Source organism: Winslowiella iniecta (assembly GCF_001267535.1).
In the GTDB taxonomy this organism is placed as follows: domain Bacteria; phylum Pseudomonadota; class Gammaproteobacteria; order Enterobacterales; family Enterobacteriaceae; genus Erwinia; species Erwinia iniecta.
The window spans coordinates 1-15,839 of the sequence record NZ_JRXE01000018.1 but is presented as its reverse complement, the minus strand read 5'-3'; the positions used below and the strand labels follow the sequence as shown (position 1 = coordinate 15,839).

Below are 15,839 nucleotides of genomic sequence, written 5' to 3'. Positions count from 1 at the left end.
TTTAAGCCCGGGGGCCTGGCATCGTTTTTTTGGTCAGGGCGGCATTCTCGCCGCCCGTGCCGGGAGCTGGCACCGTGCATACCATCACCACGGCAACGAAAACGGCTCTCCTACACATTTTCTGTCGCGCGCCCAATCGCAATACTGGCTGCAATATTACGCGCGGTCATCCTTACATTCTCAGCCGCATTGTCCAGTGCCTCTTCCAGCGTACAGATACTGTAAATCACACTGAAAACCGCATCCAGCCCATGCTGATGCACAACCCCGACATCGTCGGTCAGGCTACCGGCAATGCCAATGACCGGCTTGTTGTAGCGCTTCGCCACTTTAGCCACGCCAATCGGTACCTTGCCATGAATGGTCTGACTGTCGATACGCCCCTCGCCGGTAATCACCAGCGTGGCATCCTGCACCAGCGCATCCAGCCCCAGCGCTTCAGTCACGATCTCAATGCCGCGCCGCAGTTCCGCATGGCAAAAAGCATGCAATGCCGCGCCCATTCCACCCGCTGCGCCTCCGCCCGGCACATGCAGCACATCAATATCCAGGTCGCGCTGAATAATCTTCGCATAGTGTTCCAGCGCCCGATCCAGCTGCGCCACCAGTTGCGGCGTCGCGCCTTTTTGCGGCCCGAAAATCGCCGATGCACCTTCATCGCCGGTCAGCGGATTGGTGACGTCACAGGCCACTTCAAAGCGGCAATCACGGATGCGCTTATCCAGCTGACTGATATCAATGCTCTCCAGTTGGGTGAGTGCGCCACCGCCATAACCGATTTGCTGGCCCTGCTTATCCAGCAGCCGCGCGCCAAGCGCCTGCACCATACCGGCTCCGCCATCGTTAGTGGCACTGCCGCCGATACCAATAATAAAGTGCTGCACTCCCTTATCCAGCGCGTTGCGGATCAGTTCGCCGGTTCCCCAGGACGTGGTGATTAACGGATCGCGCTGCGCGGCCGGCACCAGTTCTAAACCGCTGGCAGCGGCCATTTCGATAAAGGCACAGCTTTCATCACCGGAAAGACCATAAAACGCTTCGACCTGTTCACCCAGCGGGCCGGTCACGTTCAGCCTGACGATCTTTCCCTCCGTCGCCGCCACCATCGCCTCAACCGTCCCTTCGCCGCCATCCGCAACCGGCAGTTTCACGTATTGCGCGTCAGGAAAAATTTCACGGAAGCCCGCCTCAATTTCCGTGGCGACCTGTAAGGCAGATAAACTCTCTTTATATGAATCCGGTGCGATTACTATTTTCATAGGTTGTCCGAGCGCTGTTGAGCTGGTCGAAAAAAACAACCCATCCGGCGCGGTCAGACGCCGAATGGCTGTATTACCGGGAAACTTCAACCTTGGCTAACTTTTCATAATAGCAGGCCAGCGCACTGTGGTCGGCAGTGCCGAGACCCTCGGCTTTCAGCGCCTGCATCATCTCCATAACCGCGGCAGTCAGCGGCAGCTGCGCGCCGACGCCATGCGAAGTATCCAGCGCATTGGCGAGGTCTTTAATATGCAGGTCGATACGGAAACCCGGCTTGAAATTACGATCCATCACCATTGGCGCTTTGGCATCCAGCACCGTGCTGCCTGCCAGCCCACCGCGAATCGCCTGATAAACCAGATCCGGATTCACCCCGGCTTTCGTCGCCAGCGTCAGCGCCTCAGACATCGCAGCGATATTCAGCGCCACAATCACCTGATTCGCCAGCTTGGTGACATTGCCAGCACCAATTTCGCCGGTATGCACCACTGAACCGGCCATCGCTTTCATAATGTCATAGCATTGATCAAACAACGCTTTATCACCGCCGACCATCACTGACAGGGTGCCGTCGATCGCTTTCGGTTCACCGCCGCTGACCGGCGCATCCAGCAGACGAATGTTTTTCTTCGCCAGCTCATCATGAATTTCACGGCTGGCCAGCGGCGCGATTGAACTCATATCGATCACCACCGTGCCCGGCTTCGCACCCTCAATAATGCCGTTTTCACCTAATGCGGCCTGTTTCACCTGTGGCGAATTCGGCAGCATGGTAATCACCACCTCACACTGCTCCGCTACGGCTTTCGCGCTTTTTGCCACGGTTGCGCCAGCCTCAAGCAGCTCTGCCTCGTTTTCAACGTTGTGATCGCGTACCACCACGCTGTAACCCGCTTTCAGCAGGTTTTTACTCATTGGCTTACCCATAATGCCCAGACCAATAAATCCAATTTTCATTGCTGCGTCTCCCCTGATTATTCAGTTATTTTTTAAAACGGTCGCACAACGCCTGAGTGGCGGCACGAAATACGCCTAAATCACTGCCTACGGCAACAAAACCTGCGCCCCATTCCAGGTAACGGCGCGCATCAGCCTCGACCGGTGCCAGAATGCCGCTCGGTTTTCCCGCCGCTTTGGCGCGGTCAAAAATATACTTAATCACTTTCACCACTTCAGGATGCGCCGGCTGGCCGAGATAACCGAGCGCCGCCGAGAGATCGCCCGGGCCAACGAAAATGCCATCAACACCGTCAACCGCAGCAATGGCATCAATATTATCGACCGCCTGTTGGGTTTCGATCTGCACCAGCACGCTGATATTGTCATTGATCGTCAGGTTGTAATCCGCCTGGCTGCCGTACATATTGCTGCGATGCGAAACCGACACGCCGCGAATCCCGGCCGGTGGATAACGTGTTGACGCCACCGCACGCTGCGCTTCCTCTTCCGTTTCAACAAACGGAATCAGCAGGTTGTAAAATCCGATATCCAGCAGGCGTTTGATAATCACCGGCTCATTGCACGGCGGTCGCACCACTGGCGCACTCGGGCTGCCTTTCAGCGCCATCAGCTGTGGCACAAAAGTGGTGATGTCATTAGGCGCGTGCTCACCATCCAGCAGCAACCAGTCAAATCCGGCTAATCCCAACACTTCGGTGGTGATCGGATTCGCCAGTCCGCACCAGCTGCCAATCAAGGTTTCACCGCTCAGCAGGCGCTGACGAAAACGGTTGGGATAATGTGTCTCACTCATAATCACTCCTGTAAATTTGACCGCACGGCATCGGCGCGGCCATAAGGTTTAGCGCACCAGACAAGGACGTTTATTATCAAAACGCCAGTCAGGCACCAGGAACTGCATCGCCTGCGCATCATCGCGTGCGCCAAGACCATGTTTTTGATACAGCGCGTGGGCGTTCATCACCTGATCCATATCCAGCTCGACGCCCAGCCCCGGCTGTTGTGGCACCTGCACCATGCCGCCTTTGATTTGCAGCGGTTGTTTGGTCAGGCGCTGATTACCCTCCTGCCAAATCCAGTGGGTATCGATAGCGGTAATGGTGCCCGGCGCGGCGGCGGCAACATGGGTAAACATCGCCAGCGAAATATCGAAATGGTTATTGGAGTGAGAGCCCCAGGTCAGGCCGAAGTCGTGGCACATTTGTGCGACGCGTACCGAGCCTTGCATAGTCCAGAAATGGGGATCGGCCAGTGGGATATCCACCGACTGCAAAGAGAGCGTGTGGCCCATCTGCCGCCAGTCGGTGGCGATCATATTGGTGGCGGTCGGTAAACCGGTGGCGCGACGGAATTCAGCCATCACTTCACGTCCGGAATACCCCTGCTCAGCCCCGCAAGGATCTTCGGCATAAGCCAGTACACCGCGCAGCTGTTTACCGAGCTCAATCGCTTCATTCAGCGACCAGGCACCATTCGGGTCGAGGGTAATACGCGCCTGCGGGAAGCGTTTTGCCAGTGCGGTGACCGCTTCGGCCTCTTCACTGCCCGCCAGCACGCCACCTTTTAATTTAAAATCATTAAAGCCGTATTTCTCATAGGCCGCTTCAGCCAGCCGCACCACGCTGTCCGGCGACAAGGCTTCTTCGTGACGCAGGCGATACCAGTCACACTGCTCGTTACTCTGGCTCTGATACGGCAGTGAGGTTTTACGCCGGTCGCCGATATAAAACAGATAACCCAGCATTTCGACGCGGTCACGCTGCTGACCATCGCCCAACAGACTGGCGACATTAACTCCCAGATGCTGGCCCAGCAGATCGAGCAGCGCCGCTTCAATGCCGGTCACCACATGAATCGTGGTACGTAAATCAAAGGTCTGATTGCCGCGCCCGCTGGCATCGCGATCGGCAAAGGTTTTGCGCACGTCGCTCAGCAGGTTTTTATATTCGCCAATGCCTTTGCCGGTCAGCAGCGCTTCTGACTCCACCAACGTCTGGCGAATTTTCTCGCCACCGGGAATTTCACCGACGCCGGTGTGACCGGCATTGTCTTTAATAATCACGATATTACGGGTGAAAAATGGCGCATGCGCACCACTCAGATTCAGCAACATGCTGTCGTAACCGGCCACCGGAATGACCTGAAGTGATTTAATTAACGGTGTCGCACTCTGTTGATTCATAACAGTTATCCTTTAATTCAGATAGCGATTCAGCGACCAAATGCCGGACGCTTACGATCAAATTTCCAGTCGGGAACCAGATACTGCATCGCCGCAGCATCATTACGGGAGCCACCCGGCAACTGTTTATACAGCGCATGCGCCTGCTCAACCCGCTGCCAGTCCAGCTCAATCCCCAGCCCCGGCTTATCCGGCACGGCAATTTTGCCATCGCGAATTTGCAGTGGCTGCCTGGTCAGCCGTTGATCGCCTTCCTGCCAGATCCAGTGGGTGTCAATCGCGGTCGGTTTGCCCGGCGCAGCGGCACCGACATGAGTAAACATCGCCAGCGAAATATCGAAATGGTTATTGGAGTGACAACCCCAGGTCAGCCCCCACTCATCACACAGTTGTGCCACGCGCACCGCGCCGCTGAGCGTCCAGAAGTGCGGGTCGGCCAGCGGGATATCGACCGCATTCAGCATCACCGCGTGATTCATCTCACGCCAGTTGGTGGCGATCATATTAGTGGCAACCGGCAGGCCGGTGGCGCGGCGAAACTCTGCCATCACTTCGCGGCCGGAATAACCCTGCTCAGCCCCACAAGGGTCTTCGGCGTAGGTCAGGACATCCTGCATGCCTTTGCACAACGCGATAGCCTCATCCAGCAGCCAGGCACCGTTCGGGTCGACGGTAATCCGCGCATCAGGAAAGCGCTTTTTCAGTTCCCTGGCCGCATCGATTTCCTGTTCGCCGCGCAGTACGCCCCCTTTAAGCTTGAAATCTTTAAAGCCATATTTGTCCTGCGCCGCTTCGGCCAGCCGCACAATCGCCGCGCTATCCATCGCCCGCTGGTGGCGCAGGTGATACCAGTCATGACTGGCATTTTCGCCATGCAGATAAGGCAGATCGGTTTTTTCCCGGTCGCCGATATAGAACAGATAGCCCAGCACCGTCACTTCATTGCGCTGCTGGCCCGGCCCCAGCAGCTCGGCTACCGGCACATTCAGGCACTGCCCGAGCAGATCCAGCAGCGCCGCTTCCAGCGCCGCCACCGCATTCACCCGCAATTCAAAAGTCCAGGCACCTTTACCAAAGGTATCGAAGTCGGCCGACTGATTGCCCTGATGCACCTGCTGCACCAGCCGGTTCATCCGCGCCACTTCATGCCCTTTAACCTGCTTGATGGCATCGACCAGCGTCTGATAAATCACTTCGCCACCCGGCGCTTCACCAACGCCGGTATGACCCGCACTGTCGGTCAGCACCACAATGTTGCGGGTAAAGAACGCGCCGTGCGCACCACCAATATTCAGCAGCATGCTGTCATAACCGGCGACCGGAATAACTTTCATCTCAGTGATCACCGGCGTGCTTTGCGTGCTCATGCAGACTCCTTAAGCTTTCACTTTCAGTTTGATACGTTTGATATCACCCACCAGCACCAGATAGCTGAGTACCGCAACAAACGCGTGGATACCGACGTAAATCAGCGCCCCGTTATAGGAACCGGTAGTGGCGATGATGTAACCAATGGCAATCGGCGTAATGATGCCAGAGGCGTTACCAAACATATTGAACAGCCCGCCGCTCAGGCCACTGATCTCTTTCGGTGCGGTATCCGCCATCACTGCCCAGCCCAGCGCACCGATGCCTTTGCCGAAGAACGCGGTCGCCATAAAGAACACCACCACCCACTCGGTATCGACGTAATTACAGATCACCATCGAAATCGACAGCAGCATGCCAAGCACAATCGGGGTTTTGCGGGCGATATTCAGCGAGCCGGTTTTGCGCATCAGCCAGTCGGAGATAATCCCGCCCAGCACGCCGCCGAGGAAGCCACAGATGGCTGGTACCGAGGCGATAATGCCGGCTTTAAGAATCGACATGCCGCGCGCCTGCACCAGATAAACCGGGAACCAGGTGATAAAAAAGTAGGTCATCGCATTGATGCAGTACTGGCCGAGATAAATACCGAGCATCATGCGAGAAGTCACCAGCTGTTTGATTTGAAACATTTTTTCGTTCCAGCTGACTTTGTGCTCTTCCTTTTTGCGATCCATATTGATCAGCGCGCCGCCCTGCTCCATATACTCCAGCTCGGCTTTATTAACGCCCGGATGGTCAGTCGGGTCATGAATCACTTTCAGCCAGATAAAGCTGAGGATGATGCCAAGCCCCCCCATAAACCAGAACACGTGCGCCCAACCCACTTCAGAGGTCAGCCAGCCCATAATCGGCGCGAAAATTACCGTGGCAAAATATTGTGCGGAGTTAAAAATCGCCACGGCGGTGCCGCGCTCTTGCGCCGGAAACCAGGCGGCGACGATGCGGCTGTTACCGGGGAATGACGGCGCTTCGGCCAGCCCGACCAGAAAGCGCAAGGCAAACAGCGCCACGATAATGCCAAAGCCGCTGAAAATATCGACAAAGCCCTGTAACAGCGTGAACAGTGACCAGATAAAGATGCTCCAGAAGTAGACGCGCTTCGAACCAAAACGGTCCAGCAGCCAGCCTCCCGGAATCTGACCAATCACATATGCCCAGGAAAAAGCGGAGAAGATATAGCCCATACCAACCGGATCCAGCCCAATCTCTTTTGCCATGGTAGAGCCGGCAATGGACAGGGTGGCACGGTCGCCATAGTTAAATGAAGTGACGATAAACAACATCACCACTATCCAATAGCGCGCGTTGGTTCGCTTTTGTACTGCGCTCGCGGCCTGGCTCACAGAATTCATGATGCACTCCTGAAAATAGAGCGGTTAGCTATTTTCACTCTGAACAACAGACACCGGCGTGGGTATCAGAATGATGTTGGGTTAAACACAGCGTTTTTTTATCAGCAAATACGTTGATTACGCAGCGTGGTGAATAACCTGACTTTCAACACCAGAAGAAGTATATGAATCCCGCGCCAGCGGCACATTAGAACCCTGCATGACATTAGCGGTGTTTTGAACCCTATTTTATGGCGTTTGCACAATACGATGCGCGACCGCTCACGAAATGGGTTTTTTCCATGAGATTTGCCGCACACTGTGATTTTGCTGGCTTTTGTTTGTGAGCATCTTCTCTTGCCTTCGTAGATTTGCACGAAATCTGGACGTCAGCACGGCGTAAACACCGACATTTGCATAGTGTCGGCGGCAGCCAGCGCAACATATACTTTCGTTCAGCAAATATGATTGATGTCGTGGCAGTAACCCGTTTTCCAAAAGCCTGTACCTGCAAATAAAAAACAGGACATTAGAGCAATGAATAAAATAACTGATGAAGTACCGCTGTATATAAAGGTGCATGAAACCGATAACGTGGCGATTGTGGTGAATAATAATGGCCTGCCCGCTGGCACCACATTTAACTGCGGTCTGCAATTAACCGAACATGTTCCACAGGGACATAAAGTGGCGTTAAGTCCTATCGCCAGCGGCGGTCATATTATTCGTTACGGCGAAGTGATTGGTTATGCGCTGCGTAATATCGCGCGAGGCAGCTGGATTGAAGAGTCGCTGGTGGCGCTACCCGAAGCACCACCGCTGGCCAGTTTACCGTTGGCTAATCGTGTACCCGACGCGCTGCCAGCCCTGGAAGGTTACACTTTCGCCGGCTATCGCAACGCCGACGGCAGCGTCGGCACCCGCAATCTGCTGGGGATTACCACCAGCGTACACTGCGTGGCCGGCGTCGTGGACTATGTGGTGGCGATAATCGAGCGCGAATTGCTGCCGCGTTACCCGAATGTCGATGGCGTGGTGGCGCTGAATCACCTTTATGGCTGTGGGGTGGCGATCAATGCACCCGCTGCGGTCGTGCCGATTCGCACCATTCATAACCTGGCGCTAAACGCCAACTTTGGCGGAGAAGTGATGGTGGTCGGTCTTGGCTGCGAAAAATTGCAGCCGGAGAAACTATTGACCGGCACTGAAGACGTGCAGGTCATCTCGCTCGATGAGCAAGATATTGTGCGCTTGCAGGATGAAAAACTGGTGGGCTTCCAGGCGATGGTGCAGGAGATTTTGCAGGTGGCCGAACGCCATTTGCAGCGACTGAATCAGCGCCAGCGCGAGCAGTGCCCGGCGTCGGAACTGATTGTCGGCATGCAGTGCGGCGGCAGCGATGCCTTTTCCGGCGTCACCGCCAATCCGGCGGTCGGCTTCGCCTCTGACCTGCTGGTGCGCTGCGGTGCCACAGTGATGTTCTCTGAAGTCACCGAAGTGCGCGATGCGATCCATCTGCTGACGCCGCGCGTGGTTAATGAAGCGGTCGGCAAACGGCTACTGGAAGAGATGGCATGGTATGACGACTATCTCAATCAGGGGCAGACTGACCGCAGCGCCAATCCGTCACCGGGCAACAAGAAAGGTGGACTGGCGAATGTGGTGGAAAAAGCGCTGGGTTCGATTGCCAAGTCCGGCCGTAGCGCGATTGTTGAAGTGTTGTCACCGGGACAGCGTCCGACCAAACGCGGCTTAATTTACGCCGCCACGCCCGCCAGTGATTTCGTTTGCGGCACGCAGCAGATGGCTTCCGGCATCACGCTACAGGTATTTACCACCGGACGCGGTACGCCATACGGCCTGGCGGCGATTCCGGTGATCAAAATGGCGACGCGTAACGCGCTGGCAGAGCGCTGGCATGACTTAATGGATATTAACGCCGGCACCATTGCGACCGGCGAAGAAACCATTGAACAGGTCGGCTGGCGTCTGTTTGAGTTGATTCTGGAAATTGCCAGCGGCAGACAGCAAACCTGGTCCGATCGCTGGGGAATTCGCAATGCGCTGGCGGTGTTTAACCCGGCACCGGTTACCTGAAGTCTGGTCGGGGCCAGCCGTAGCGGCCCCGACTCATCAGATCAGTTTTGCCCAGGCCTCAACCCAGGGCGTAGTGACCGCTTCTGGCTCAGGATTTTCCATTGCATCAATGGTCAACAGCTCGCCCACGCGCGTCGCGCCCTGCTCCTGCAACAACGCATCAAAGTTTTTGCCCGCGCCGCAGAAGTGATCATAGCTGCTGTCACCCAGGGCAATCACCCCGTATTGCAGCTGCGGCTGGTGACCCAATTGATCCCTGATTGCATGAAACAGTCCGGCGATGCTGTCGGGAAAATCGCCCTGACCGGTGGTAGAGGTAATAATCAGCGCCACCTGGTCGCTGTACTGCTGCCAGTCAGCCAGCGTGGCATCCTCAAAAATCTTTACCTGATGGCCCGCCTGCTGAAGCACTGGCTCCGCCTCTTCCGCCACCAGCAATGCATTTCCGTAAACGGTTCCGACAAAAATACCCACCTGCGACATAACTTATCTCCTTAAATTGATGCACTATCCTGACTTGCTGTCGCGGCAAACTCAACCCTGGGAACATCAGGGAGACACTGTTGCCAGCCAAACTGCTGCATCATCTGTTGCCAGACAGCATCCAGCCCGGCACGGATCACCAACGGTTCGCCGGTCACCGGATGGTTAAGTGCCAGACTGCTGGCATGCAGCATCAGGCGCTGACAGCCGAAGTGTTGCGCTGCGCCGCGGTTCTGCTTTAAATCACCGTGCGCGCTGTCGCCAATAATCGGATGGCGCAGATGCGACATATGGCGACGCAACTGATGTTTACGGCCGGTATGCGGCTGCAATTCGACCAGCGTGTAGCGCGCACAATCATAGCGGCCAATCGCAAACGGCATCTCAACCTGAGCCACGGAACGATAATCGGTTATCGCCGACTTCGGCCCGTTATCCCCGCTGGCAAACTTATCAGCAATCTTGTCCAGCTCTTCCGTCAGCGGATAGTCGATACGTTCTTCGCCATCCAGCCAGCCACGCACCAGCGCATGATAAGTTTTCTGCATCTGATGTTGTTCAAACTGCTGCGACAACAGACGGCCAACCTCACTCGACAGGCCCATTAACAGCACGCCAGAAGTCGGTCGGTCGAGGCGATGGGCGGTAAAGACATGCTGACCAATCTGGTCACGCACTGTCTGCATCACTACCACTTTCTCTTTACGATCCAGCCAGCTGCGGTGAACCAGCCAGCCAGCGGGCTTGTTCACCGCGACCAGGTGTTCATCCTGATAAATAATTTCCAGCATTAGTCGGCGCTGTCCGTAAAAAGATCGTCCAGCGCTTTTAGCTGGCTCAACAGCAACAAGCGGCCGGCTACGCTGGCTTCCAGCGCCTCTTCATAATAAGGGGTGACGGAAAAATTTTTCGGTAACGGTGCGCTGGCGTCCAGCAATGCCTGCATACGCGGCAGCAGCACCCACTGCAACCACTCCAGTGGCAACATGGTGTCGAGGCAGAAAGGCTCGGTACTGTTAAACGCGGCGGTATCTGGCGCACTGCTTTGCCACAGCCCGCTGTCCTGCATGACCTGGGCTATGTCCAGCAAACGTTGGTGAACCTGTTGTTCACGACTCATCGGCAACCTCGGGTGAAGAGACAAGAGAAATTGGGCGGCAAGAATAACACCCCGCGACGATCGGGTAAAAAGTATGAACAAAAAAAGGGAGCACTGTAAAAACAGTGCTCCCGGTTCGTTTGCAGCGCTCCAGCTACTTTTGTGCTCCCTGCTCATCCTTGAAAACTTTTCCTGTGTGCCATCCTGACACATTAAGCCATCCCGGCTTATCATCCTTTGGCATCCTGGCCCACCACACCTTCCTGGTATGGCTCTCATTCTCCTTCCTGGAGGTGTCCATATCTCATCCTGAGATATCCTTGCTTCTTCCTGAAGCCTTTCCGTGCATCGTCCGGATGTGGTCCGCTTCATCCTGAAGTGACATCATCCTGACGTCGTCCAGTCCACAGTCTCCTTCCTGATGCCAGGCATTCTGCCAGAACAGCAACAGTAAACAAGATAGTTGCCGCATTTATGGATTCGTCTTACAACTGTCATACTGTCAGAATCGCTCTAACTTCATGATTTAGAATATTTTCACTTTTTAATCGTGAAATAACGTCATGGATTTTCTGGCGATCTCTTACATGCCATGTAAGAGATGTCTCACACCAAAGCGGGGTAATATCGCAAAAATATCATCTAACAGGTTGTATTAACGCGAGAAACTCAGCAAGTGAACCGGCCAGAACCTCACGTTTTTGTTTACCCAGCTGCTCGACAATCACTTCACCGCTGAGATTACACACCGATATCACCTCTAATTCTGACTCGGTGGTGGCAATAAACAGCGTCGGTGAGTGCTTCAGACGGCGCTTCATCACCAGGTGGCCAATCAGATTTTCCTGTACTCTGACGAAATCCTCTTCACTCCAGACCTGCACCAGAGACAGTTCCCGTCCGTCCAGCTGAGCTGACATATCGCCAGCAAACTGGGTGGTATAGAACGCCTCCACGGCGGGCTGAATCCGCAGATCTATCGCGCGCTCCACCGCATCAAGATTTTTTGCCAGCGTAAAGGGCTGTGGCTGCCAGTAAACTTCGTCCTCCAGCGTTTGTGCAATACAGGGGGACGCCACCCCGTACAGTGCGTCGCTGGCGGGCAGATGTCCGCACTGCTGCTGCCAGAGCGCACAGTAGCGGGTGGTAAAATCTGTCAGCGCCTGGGAGGTCTGTTCCATCTTTAATTTTCTCACTGTTGGCCAGCTAAGTTACACTTATAAACCGTCGTATCGGCGATTAGTATACCCAAAGTAGTTGGCGTTGCAGCTACACAGGTAGATTCGACAGTTTAGCCTGCGGAGCAGGCCATTAAGGTAACAGTATGTCTACACACGAACAGCATCAGGCTTTGCACGGCCTGACCTTAGGTAAAGCAACAGAATATCACGATCGTTACGATGCCAGTTTATTGCAGGCGGTGCCACGCAGCATGAACCGCGAGCCGCTGGGTCTCTATCCGGACAGCTTACCGTTTAGCGGTGCCGATATCTGGACCCTGTATGAGCTGTCATGGCTGAACAGCAAAGGCGTACCGCAGGTTGCCGTCGGCGAAGTGGTGCTGAATGCCAGCAGCCTTAATCTGATAGAGTCGAAAAGCTTTAAGCTCTATCTGAACAGCTTTAACCAGACGCCGTTCTCCGACTGGGGCGAAGTTCGTCAGACGCTTGAGCGCGATCTCAGCGCCTGTGCGCAAGGTGAAGTCAGCGTGGCGCTGTTTCGCTTGCAGGAAGTTGAAGGACAGCCAATCGGCCATTTTGACGGCAACTGCATTGATGAGCAGGACATCACCATTGATAACTATCAGTTCAATGCTGATTACCTGAAAAATGCCACCGCCACTGAAGTGGTGGAAGAGACACTGGTCAGCCACCTGCTAAAATCCAACTGCCTGATCACCAATCAGCCAGACTGGGGGTCGGTGCAGATTCGCTATCGTGGCCCTCGCATTGACCGCGAAGCGCTGCTGCGTTATCTGGTCTCTTTCCGTCACCACAACGAATTCCACGAACAGTGCGTTGAGCGGATTTTCAATGATATCCAGCGTTTCTGCCAGCCAGAAACACTGTCGGTTTACGCACGCTATACCCGTCGCGGTGGCCTCGACATTAATCCGTGGCGCACCAATAGCGATTTTACCCCGTCACATTCACGACTGGTTCGTCAGTAATTGCGAGATATCTCGCAGGCCAGTAAACGGGTTGCGGAATCAGTTGTGAAACCGGTACAGAGGACGTTAATCTGAAGTCGGGCGCTGCGTAATAAGCTGGCGTCGACAAAGGATTTTTCGTCTCTGTACCGACTTATGCGCACAGAGTCACCAATCACCCAGGCGGGTGCAAAGGAGTTCATTTGATTACACATATTAGCCCTCTTGGCTCGATGGATTTGCTCTCGCAGCTGGAAGTTGACATGCTGAAGCGCACTGCCAGCAGTGACCTCTATCAGCTGTTCCGTAACTGTTCACTCGCCGTGCTTAACTCCGGAAGTCAAACCGACAGCAGCCATGAACTGCTCTCCCGCTTCGAAAGCTTTGATATCAACGTGCTGCGTCGCGAACGTGGTGTAAAGCTGGAACTGATCAATCCGCCGGAAGAGGCGTTTGTCGACGGTCGCATTATTCGCTCGCTACAGGCCAACCTGTTTGCAGTACTGCGCGATATCCTGTTCGTCAATGGCCAGATTACCCATGCCGAACGTTTCCAGCACCTGAATCAGGAAGACTCCATCCATATCACCAATATGGTGTTCTCGATTCTGCGTAATGCGCGGGCGCTGCATATCGGCGAAGAGCCGAATATGGTGGTCTGCTGGGGTGGACACTCGATTAACGCGACGGAATATCAGTATTGTCGCAGCGTCGGTTCACAGCTTGGCCTGCGCGAGCTGAATATCTGTACCGGCTGCGGGCCAGGCGTAATGGAAGCGCCAATGAAAGGCGCCGCCGTCGGTCACGCCCAGCAACGCTACAAAGATGGCCGCTTTATTGGCCTGACGGAACCATCGATCATTGCGGCTGAGCCACCCAATCCGCTGGTCAATGAACTGATTATTATGCCGGACATTGAAAAACGCCTTGAGGCGTTTGTGCGCATTGCTCATGGCATTATCATCTTCCCCGGCGGGGTCGGTACCGCGGAAGAGTTACTGTATCTGTTGGGAATTCTGATGAACCCGCAGAACCACGATCAGGTGCTGCCGTTGATCCTGACCGGCCCCAAAGAGAGTGCAGATTACTTCCGCGTGCTGGATCAGTTTATCGTCAATACGGTAGGTGAACAGGCACGTCGCCATTACACCATCATCATTGACGATGCCGCCGAAGTGGCACGCCAGATGAAAAAGGCGATGCCGCAGGTTAAAGAGAATCGTCGCGAAACCGGCGATGCGTACAGCTTTAACTGGTCGATTCGTATTGCGCCAGACCTTCAGGTGCCGTTTATGCCGACCCATGAAAATATGGCTAATCTCAATCTCTATCCGAATCAACCGCCAGAGAAACTGGCCGCCGCGCTGCGCCGGGCATTTTCAGGCATCGTTGCCGGTAATGTAAAAGAGATGGGCATCCGCGAGATCAAAGAGAAAGGGCCGTACAAGCTGCACGGCGATGCGCAAATGATGCACCACATGGACGATTTACTACAGGGATTTGTCGCTCAGCACCGCATGAAGTTGCCGGGCACCGCCTATATCCCCTGCTATGAAATCATAAAGTAACCTGCCAGTGAGCGGCATCCGTGCCGCTCTGACTTCGAGCTTATGACTAATCATCTGTTAATTGTTGATGCGCTGAATCTGATTCGCCGCATTCACGCTGTTCAGGGCTCTCCCTGCCAGCAAACCTGCGTACAGGCGTTACAGCAACTGTTAATGCATACCCGCCCGAGTCATGTTGTCGCGGTATTTGACGACGACGAGCGGCGCGACGGCTGGCGGCATCAGTTGCTTCCCGACTATAAGGCCGGACGCCCGCCGATGCCGGATACCCTGCAAGCAGAGATGCCGCTGCTGCGCGAAGCCTTTGCCGCTGCTGGCGTTACCTGCTGGACTTCACCCGGCGATGAAGCCGACGACCTGGCGGCCACGCTGGCGGTAAAAGTGGCGTCAGGCGGCCATCAGGCGACGATTGTCTCCACCGATAAAGGCTATTGCCAGCTGTTAGCGCCGACGATTTTTATTCGCGACTATTTTCAGAAGCGCTGGCTGGATATGCCTTTTATCGCTAAAGAATTTGGCGTTACGCCACAACAGCTCACCGACTACTGGGGCCTGGCAGGCATCAGCAGCAGCAAGATCCCCGGCGTGGCCGGAATCGGACCTAAAAGTGCCAGCCAGTTATTGGCGGACTTCGGCTCACTGGAGGGCGTTTATCAGCAGCTGGATGCAGTCCCCGAAAAATGGCGTAATAAACTTGAGCAGCACCGTGAAATGGCGTTTATTTGCCAGCAAGTGGCAACGCTTAAAACGGATTTAATGCTGGATGGTAATCTTAAAGAACTGCGTTATGAGGCGGGTTAAGTTATTTTAATCGGGTGGCTTAATTATCAGGTCACCCGGCTTAAATAATAACGATAATATCGCCTTCAATTATCAAATTACACTGAGCACCCTGCCAGCTTAAATGCCACCTCAGATCCGCATGATTAATCGGATCACCGGTGCACCAGAGGCGGACTGCATCCCCGGTAACCGTTACCCAGATGGTTAATCTAACAATACGCTCCTGATAAAATTCATCATATCCGCATTCGGATTATGCACTACTAATAATATCCATCTTAATTATTTGACACTGGGAAAAATTAACTCACACTGTAATAAGAACAGTTAACGAAATCGCGCTGATTATTTTTCCGACAGACTATCATTGTGTTCCGCTGTCTCGTATATTACTTACCTGAGGAACTGAAACATAATAACAGGATGTTATCTATGGATACTCATATCGACGAAAAACCGCAGGTTGCGGCGCTGCAACTGCCAATCCGTATCTATGAAACCCAGCGTAAAATGGATGATTACTTTGCTGATGATATGAACTATGGCGATATCAGCG

15 protein-coding genes are annotated in these 15,839 nt (G+C 54.4%); 5 read left to right on the top strand and 10 right to left on the bottom strand.

Going from position 1 to position 15,839, the window contains the following annotated elements; all coding sequences use genetic code 11:
- Nucleotides 1-110: 110 nt before the first annotated feature.
- The 6 genes from NG42_RS13490 to NG42_RS13465 all read right to left on the bottom strand — a co-directional run bounded on the left by NG42_RS13490 (nucleotide 111) and on the right by NG42_RS13465 (nucleotide 7,125).
- Nucleotides 111-1,259: a glycerate kinase gene (locus NG42_RS13490; protein WP_052899984.1), complete on the bottom strand. Its 1,149-nt coding sequence runs from the start codon at nucleotides 1,257-1,259 to the stop codon at nucleotides 111-113.
- A 73-nt stretch (nucleotides 1,260-1,332) separates the two neighbouring features.
- A complete protein-coding gene (garR, locus tag NG42_RS13485) occupies nucleotides 1,333-2,217 on the bottom strand; it encodes a 2-hydroxy-3-oxopropionate reductase (RefSeq protein ID WP_052899983.1) in 885 nt (294 codons plus the stop codon).
- Between the two features lie 25 nt (nucleotides 2,218-2,242).
- The gene (garL, locus tag NG42_RS13480; RefSeq protein ID WP_052899982.1) at nucleotides 2,243-3,013 is read right to left on the bottom strand and encodes a 2-dehydro-3-deoxyglucarate aldolase; all 771 of its coding nucleotides are present in this window, start codon (nucleotides 3,011-3,013) and stop codon (nucleotides 2,243-2,245) included.
- Between the two features lie 48 nt (nucleotides 3,014-3,061).
- Entirely contained in the window at nucleotides 3,062-4,402 is a 1,341-nt protein-coding gene (gudD, locus tag NG42_RS13475; protein ID WP_052899981.1) for a glucarate dehydratase, read from the bottom strand.
- Nucleotides 4,403-4,431: 29 nt separating this feature from the next.
- Nucleotides 4,432-5,769: an enolase C-terminal domain-like protein gene (locus tag NG42_RS13470; RefSeq protein ID WP_052899980.1), complete on the bottom strand. Its 1,338-nt coding sequence runs from the start codon at nucleotides 5,767-5,769 to the stop codon at nucleotides 4,432-4,434.
- A gap of 9 nt (nucleotides 5,770-5,778) precedes the next feature.
- Entirely contained in the window at nucleotides 5,779-7,125 is a 1,347-nt protein-coding gene (locus NG42_RS13465) for an MFS transporter (RefSeq protein WP_052899979.1), read from the bottom strand.
- 516 nt (nucleotides 7,126-7,641) lie between these two features.
- On the opposite strand from NG42_RS13465, the gene garD reads away from it, so the two are divergent.
- Nucleotides 7,642-9,201: a galactarate dehydratase gene (gene garD / locus NG42_RS13460; protein ID WP_052899978.1), complete on the top strand. Its 1,560-nt coding sequence runs from the start codon at nucleotides 7,642-7,644 to the stop codon at nucleotides 9,199-9,201.
- A gap of 36 nt (nucleotides 9,202-9,237) precedes the next feature.
- Here the strand turns inward: garD and NG42_RS13455 are convergent, their stop codons facing one another.
- The 4 genes from NG42_RS13455 to syd form a co-directional block, all read right to left on the bottom strand.
- Nucleotides 9,238-9,684 carry a flavodoxin gene (locus NG42_RS13455; protein WP_052899977.1) on the bottom strand — a complete coding sequence of 149 codons (447 nt, stop codon included), beginning with the start codon at nucleotides 9,682-9,684 and terminating at the stop codon, nucleotides 9,238-9,240.
- An 11-nt stretch (nucleotides 9,685-9,695) separates the two neighbouring features.
- Complete coding sequence (gene truC / locus NG42_RS13450) at nucleotides 9,696-10,475, bottom strand: tRNA pseudouridine(65) synthase TruC (protein ID WP_052899976.1); 780 nt, start codon at nucleotides 10,473-10,475, stop codon at nucleotides 9,696-9,698.
- Entirely contained in the window at nucleotides 10,475-10,804 is a 330-nt protein-coding gene (locus tag NG42_RS13445) for a YqcC family protein (protein ID WP_052899975.1), read from the bottom strand. The genes truC and NG42_RS13445 overlap by 1 nt, the downstream gene beginning before the upstream one ends.
- Before the next feature lie 617 nt (nucleotides 10,805-11,421).
- Nucleotides 11,422-11,964, bottom strand: coding sequence for a SecY-interacting protein (syd, locus tag NG42_RS13440; RefSeq protein WP_052899974.1), 543 nt, complete (start codon nucleotides 11,962-11,964; stop codon nucleotides 11,422-11,424).
- A 143-nt stretch (nucleotides 11,965-12,107) separates the two neighbouring features.
- Between syd and queF the strand changes: the two genes are divergently transcribed.
- From queF to NG42_RS23760, 4 genes are all read left to right on the top strand, one after another.
- Nucleotides 12,108-12,953 carry an NADPH-dependent 7-cyano-7-deazaguanine reductase QueF gene (gene queF, locus NG42_RS13435; protein WP_052899973.1) on the top strand — a complete coding sequence of 282 codons (846 nt, stop codon included), beginning with the start codon at nucleotides 12,108-12,110 and terminating at the stop codon, nucleotides 12,951-12,953.
- 182 nt (nucleotides 12,954-13,135) lie between these two features.
- Nucleotides 13,136-14,500, top strand: a complete 1,365-nt coding sequence (gene ppnN, locus NG42_RS13430) for a nucleotide 5'-monophosphate nucleosidase PpnN (protein ID WP_052899972.1) — start codon at nucleotides 13,136-13,138, stop codon at nucleotides 14,498-14,500.
- Between the two features lie 42 nt (nucleotides 14,501-14,542).
- On the top strand, nucleotides 14,543-15,301 hold the full coding sequence (gene xni / locus NG42_RS13425; protein WP_052899971.1) for a flap endonuclease Xni: 759 nt from the start codon (nucleotides 14,543-14,545) through the stop codon (nucleotides 15,299-15,301).
- Nucleotides 15,302-15,706: 405 nt separating this feature from the next.
- A partial coding sequence (locus tag NG42_RS23760) for a DUF3289 family protein (protein ID WP_173581544.1) occupies nucleotides 15,707-15,839 on the top strand: 133 nt, incomplete at its 3' end.

What these genes read in the sequence shown, in the direction of transcription:
- NG42_RS13490 (WP_052899984.1), bottom strand. Translation starts at nt 1,259, where the DNA reads ATGAAAATAGTAATCGCACCGGATTCATATAAAGAGAGTTTATCTGCC.
- garR (WP_052899983.1), bottom strand. Translation starts at nt 2,217, where the DNA reads ATGAAAATTGGATTTATTGGTCTGGGCATTATGGGTAAGCCAATGAGT.
- garL (WP_052899982.1), bottom strand. Translation starts at nt 3,013, where the DNA reads ATGAGTGAGACACATTATCCCAACCGTTTTCGTCAGCGCCTGCTGAGC.
- gudD (WP_052899981.1), bottom strand. Translation starts at nt 4,402, where the DNA reads ATGAATCAACAGAGTGCGACACCGTTAATTAAATCACTTCAGGTCATT.
- NG42_RS13470 (WP_052899980.1), bottom strand. Translation starts at nt 5,769, where the DNA reads ATGAGCACGCAAAGCACGCCGGTGATCACTGAGATGAAAGTTATTCCG.
- NG42_RS13465 (WP_052899979.1), bottom strand. Translation starts at nt 7,125, where the DNA reads ATGAATTCTGTGAGCCAGGCCGCGAGCGCAGTACAAAAGCGAACCAAC.
- garD (WP_052899978.1), top strand. Translation starts at nt 7,642, where the DNA reads ATGAATAAAATAACTGATGAAGTACCGCTGTATATAAAGGTGCATGAA.
- NG42_RS13455 (WP_052899977.1), bottom strand. Translation starts at nt 9,684, where the DNA reads ATGTCGCAGGTGGGTATTTTTGTCGGAACCGTTTACGGAAATGCATTG.
- truC (WP_052899976.1), bottom strand. Translation starts at nt 10,475, where the DNA reads ATGCTGGAAATTATTTATCAGGATGAACACCTGGTCGCGGTGAACAAG.
- NG42_RS13445 (WP_052899975.1), bottom strand. Translation starts at nt 10,804, where the DNA reads ATGAGTCGTGAACAACAGGTTCACCAACGTTTGCTGGACATAGCCCAG.
- syd (WP_052899974.1), bottom strand. Translation starts at nt 11,964, where the DNA reads ATGGAACAGACCTCCCAGGCGCTGACAGATTTTACCACCCGCTACTGT.
- queF (WP_052899973.1), top strand. Translation starts at nt 12,108, where the DNA reads ATGTCTACACACGAACAGCATCAGGCTTTGCACGGCCTGACCTTAGGT.
- xni (WP_052899971.1), top strand. Translation starts at nt 14,543, where the DNA reads ATGACTAATCATCTGTTAATTGTTGATGCGCTGAATCTGATTCGCCGC.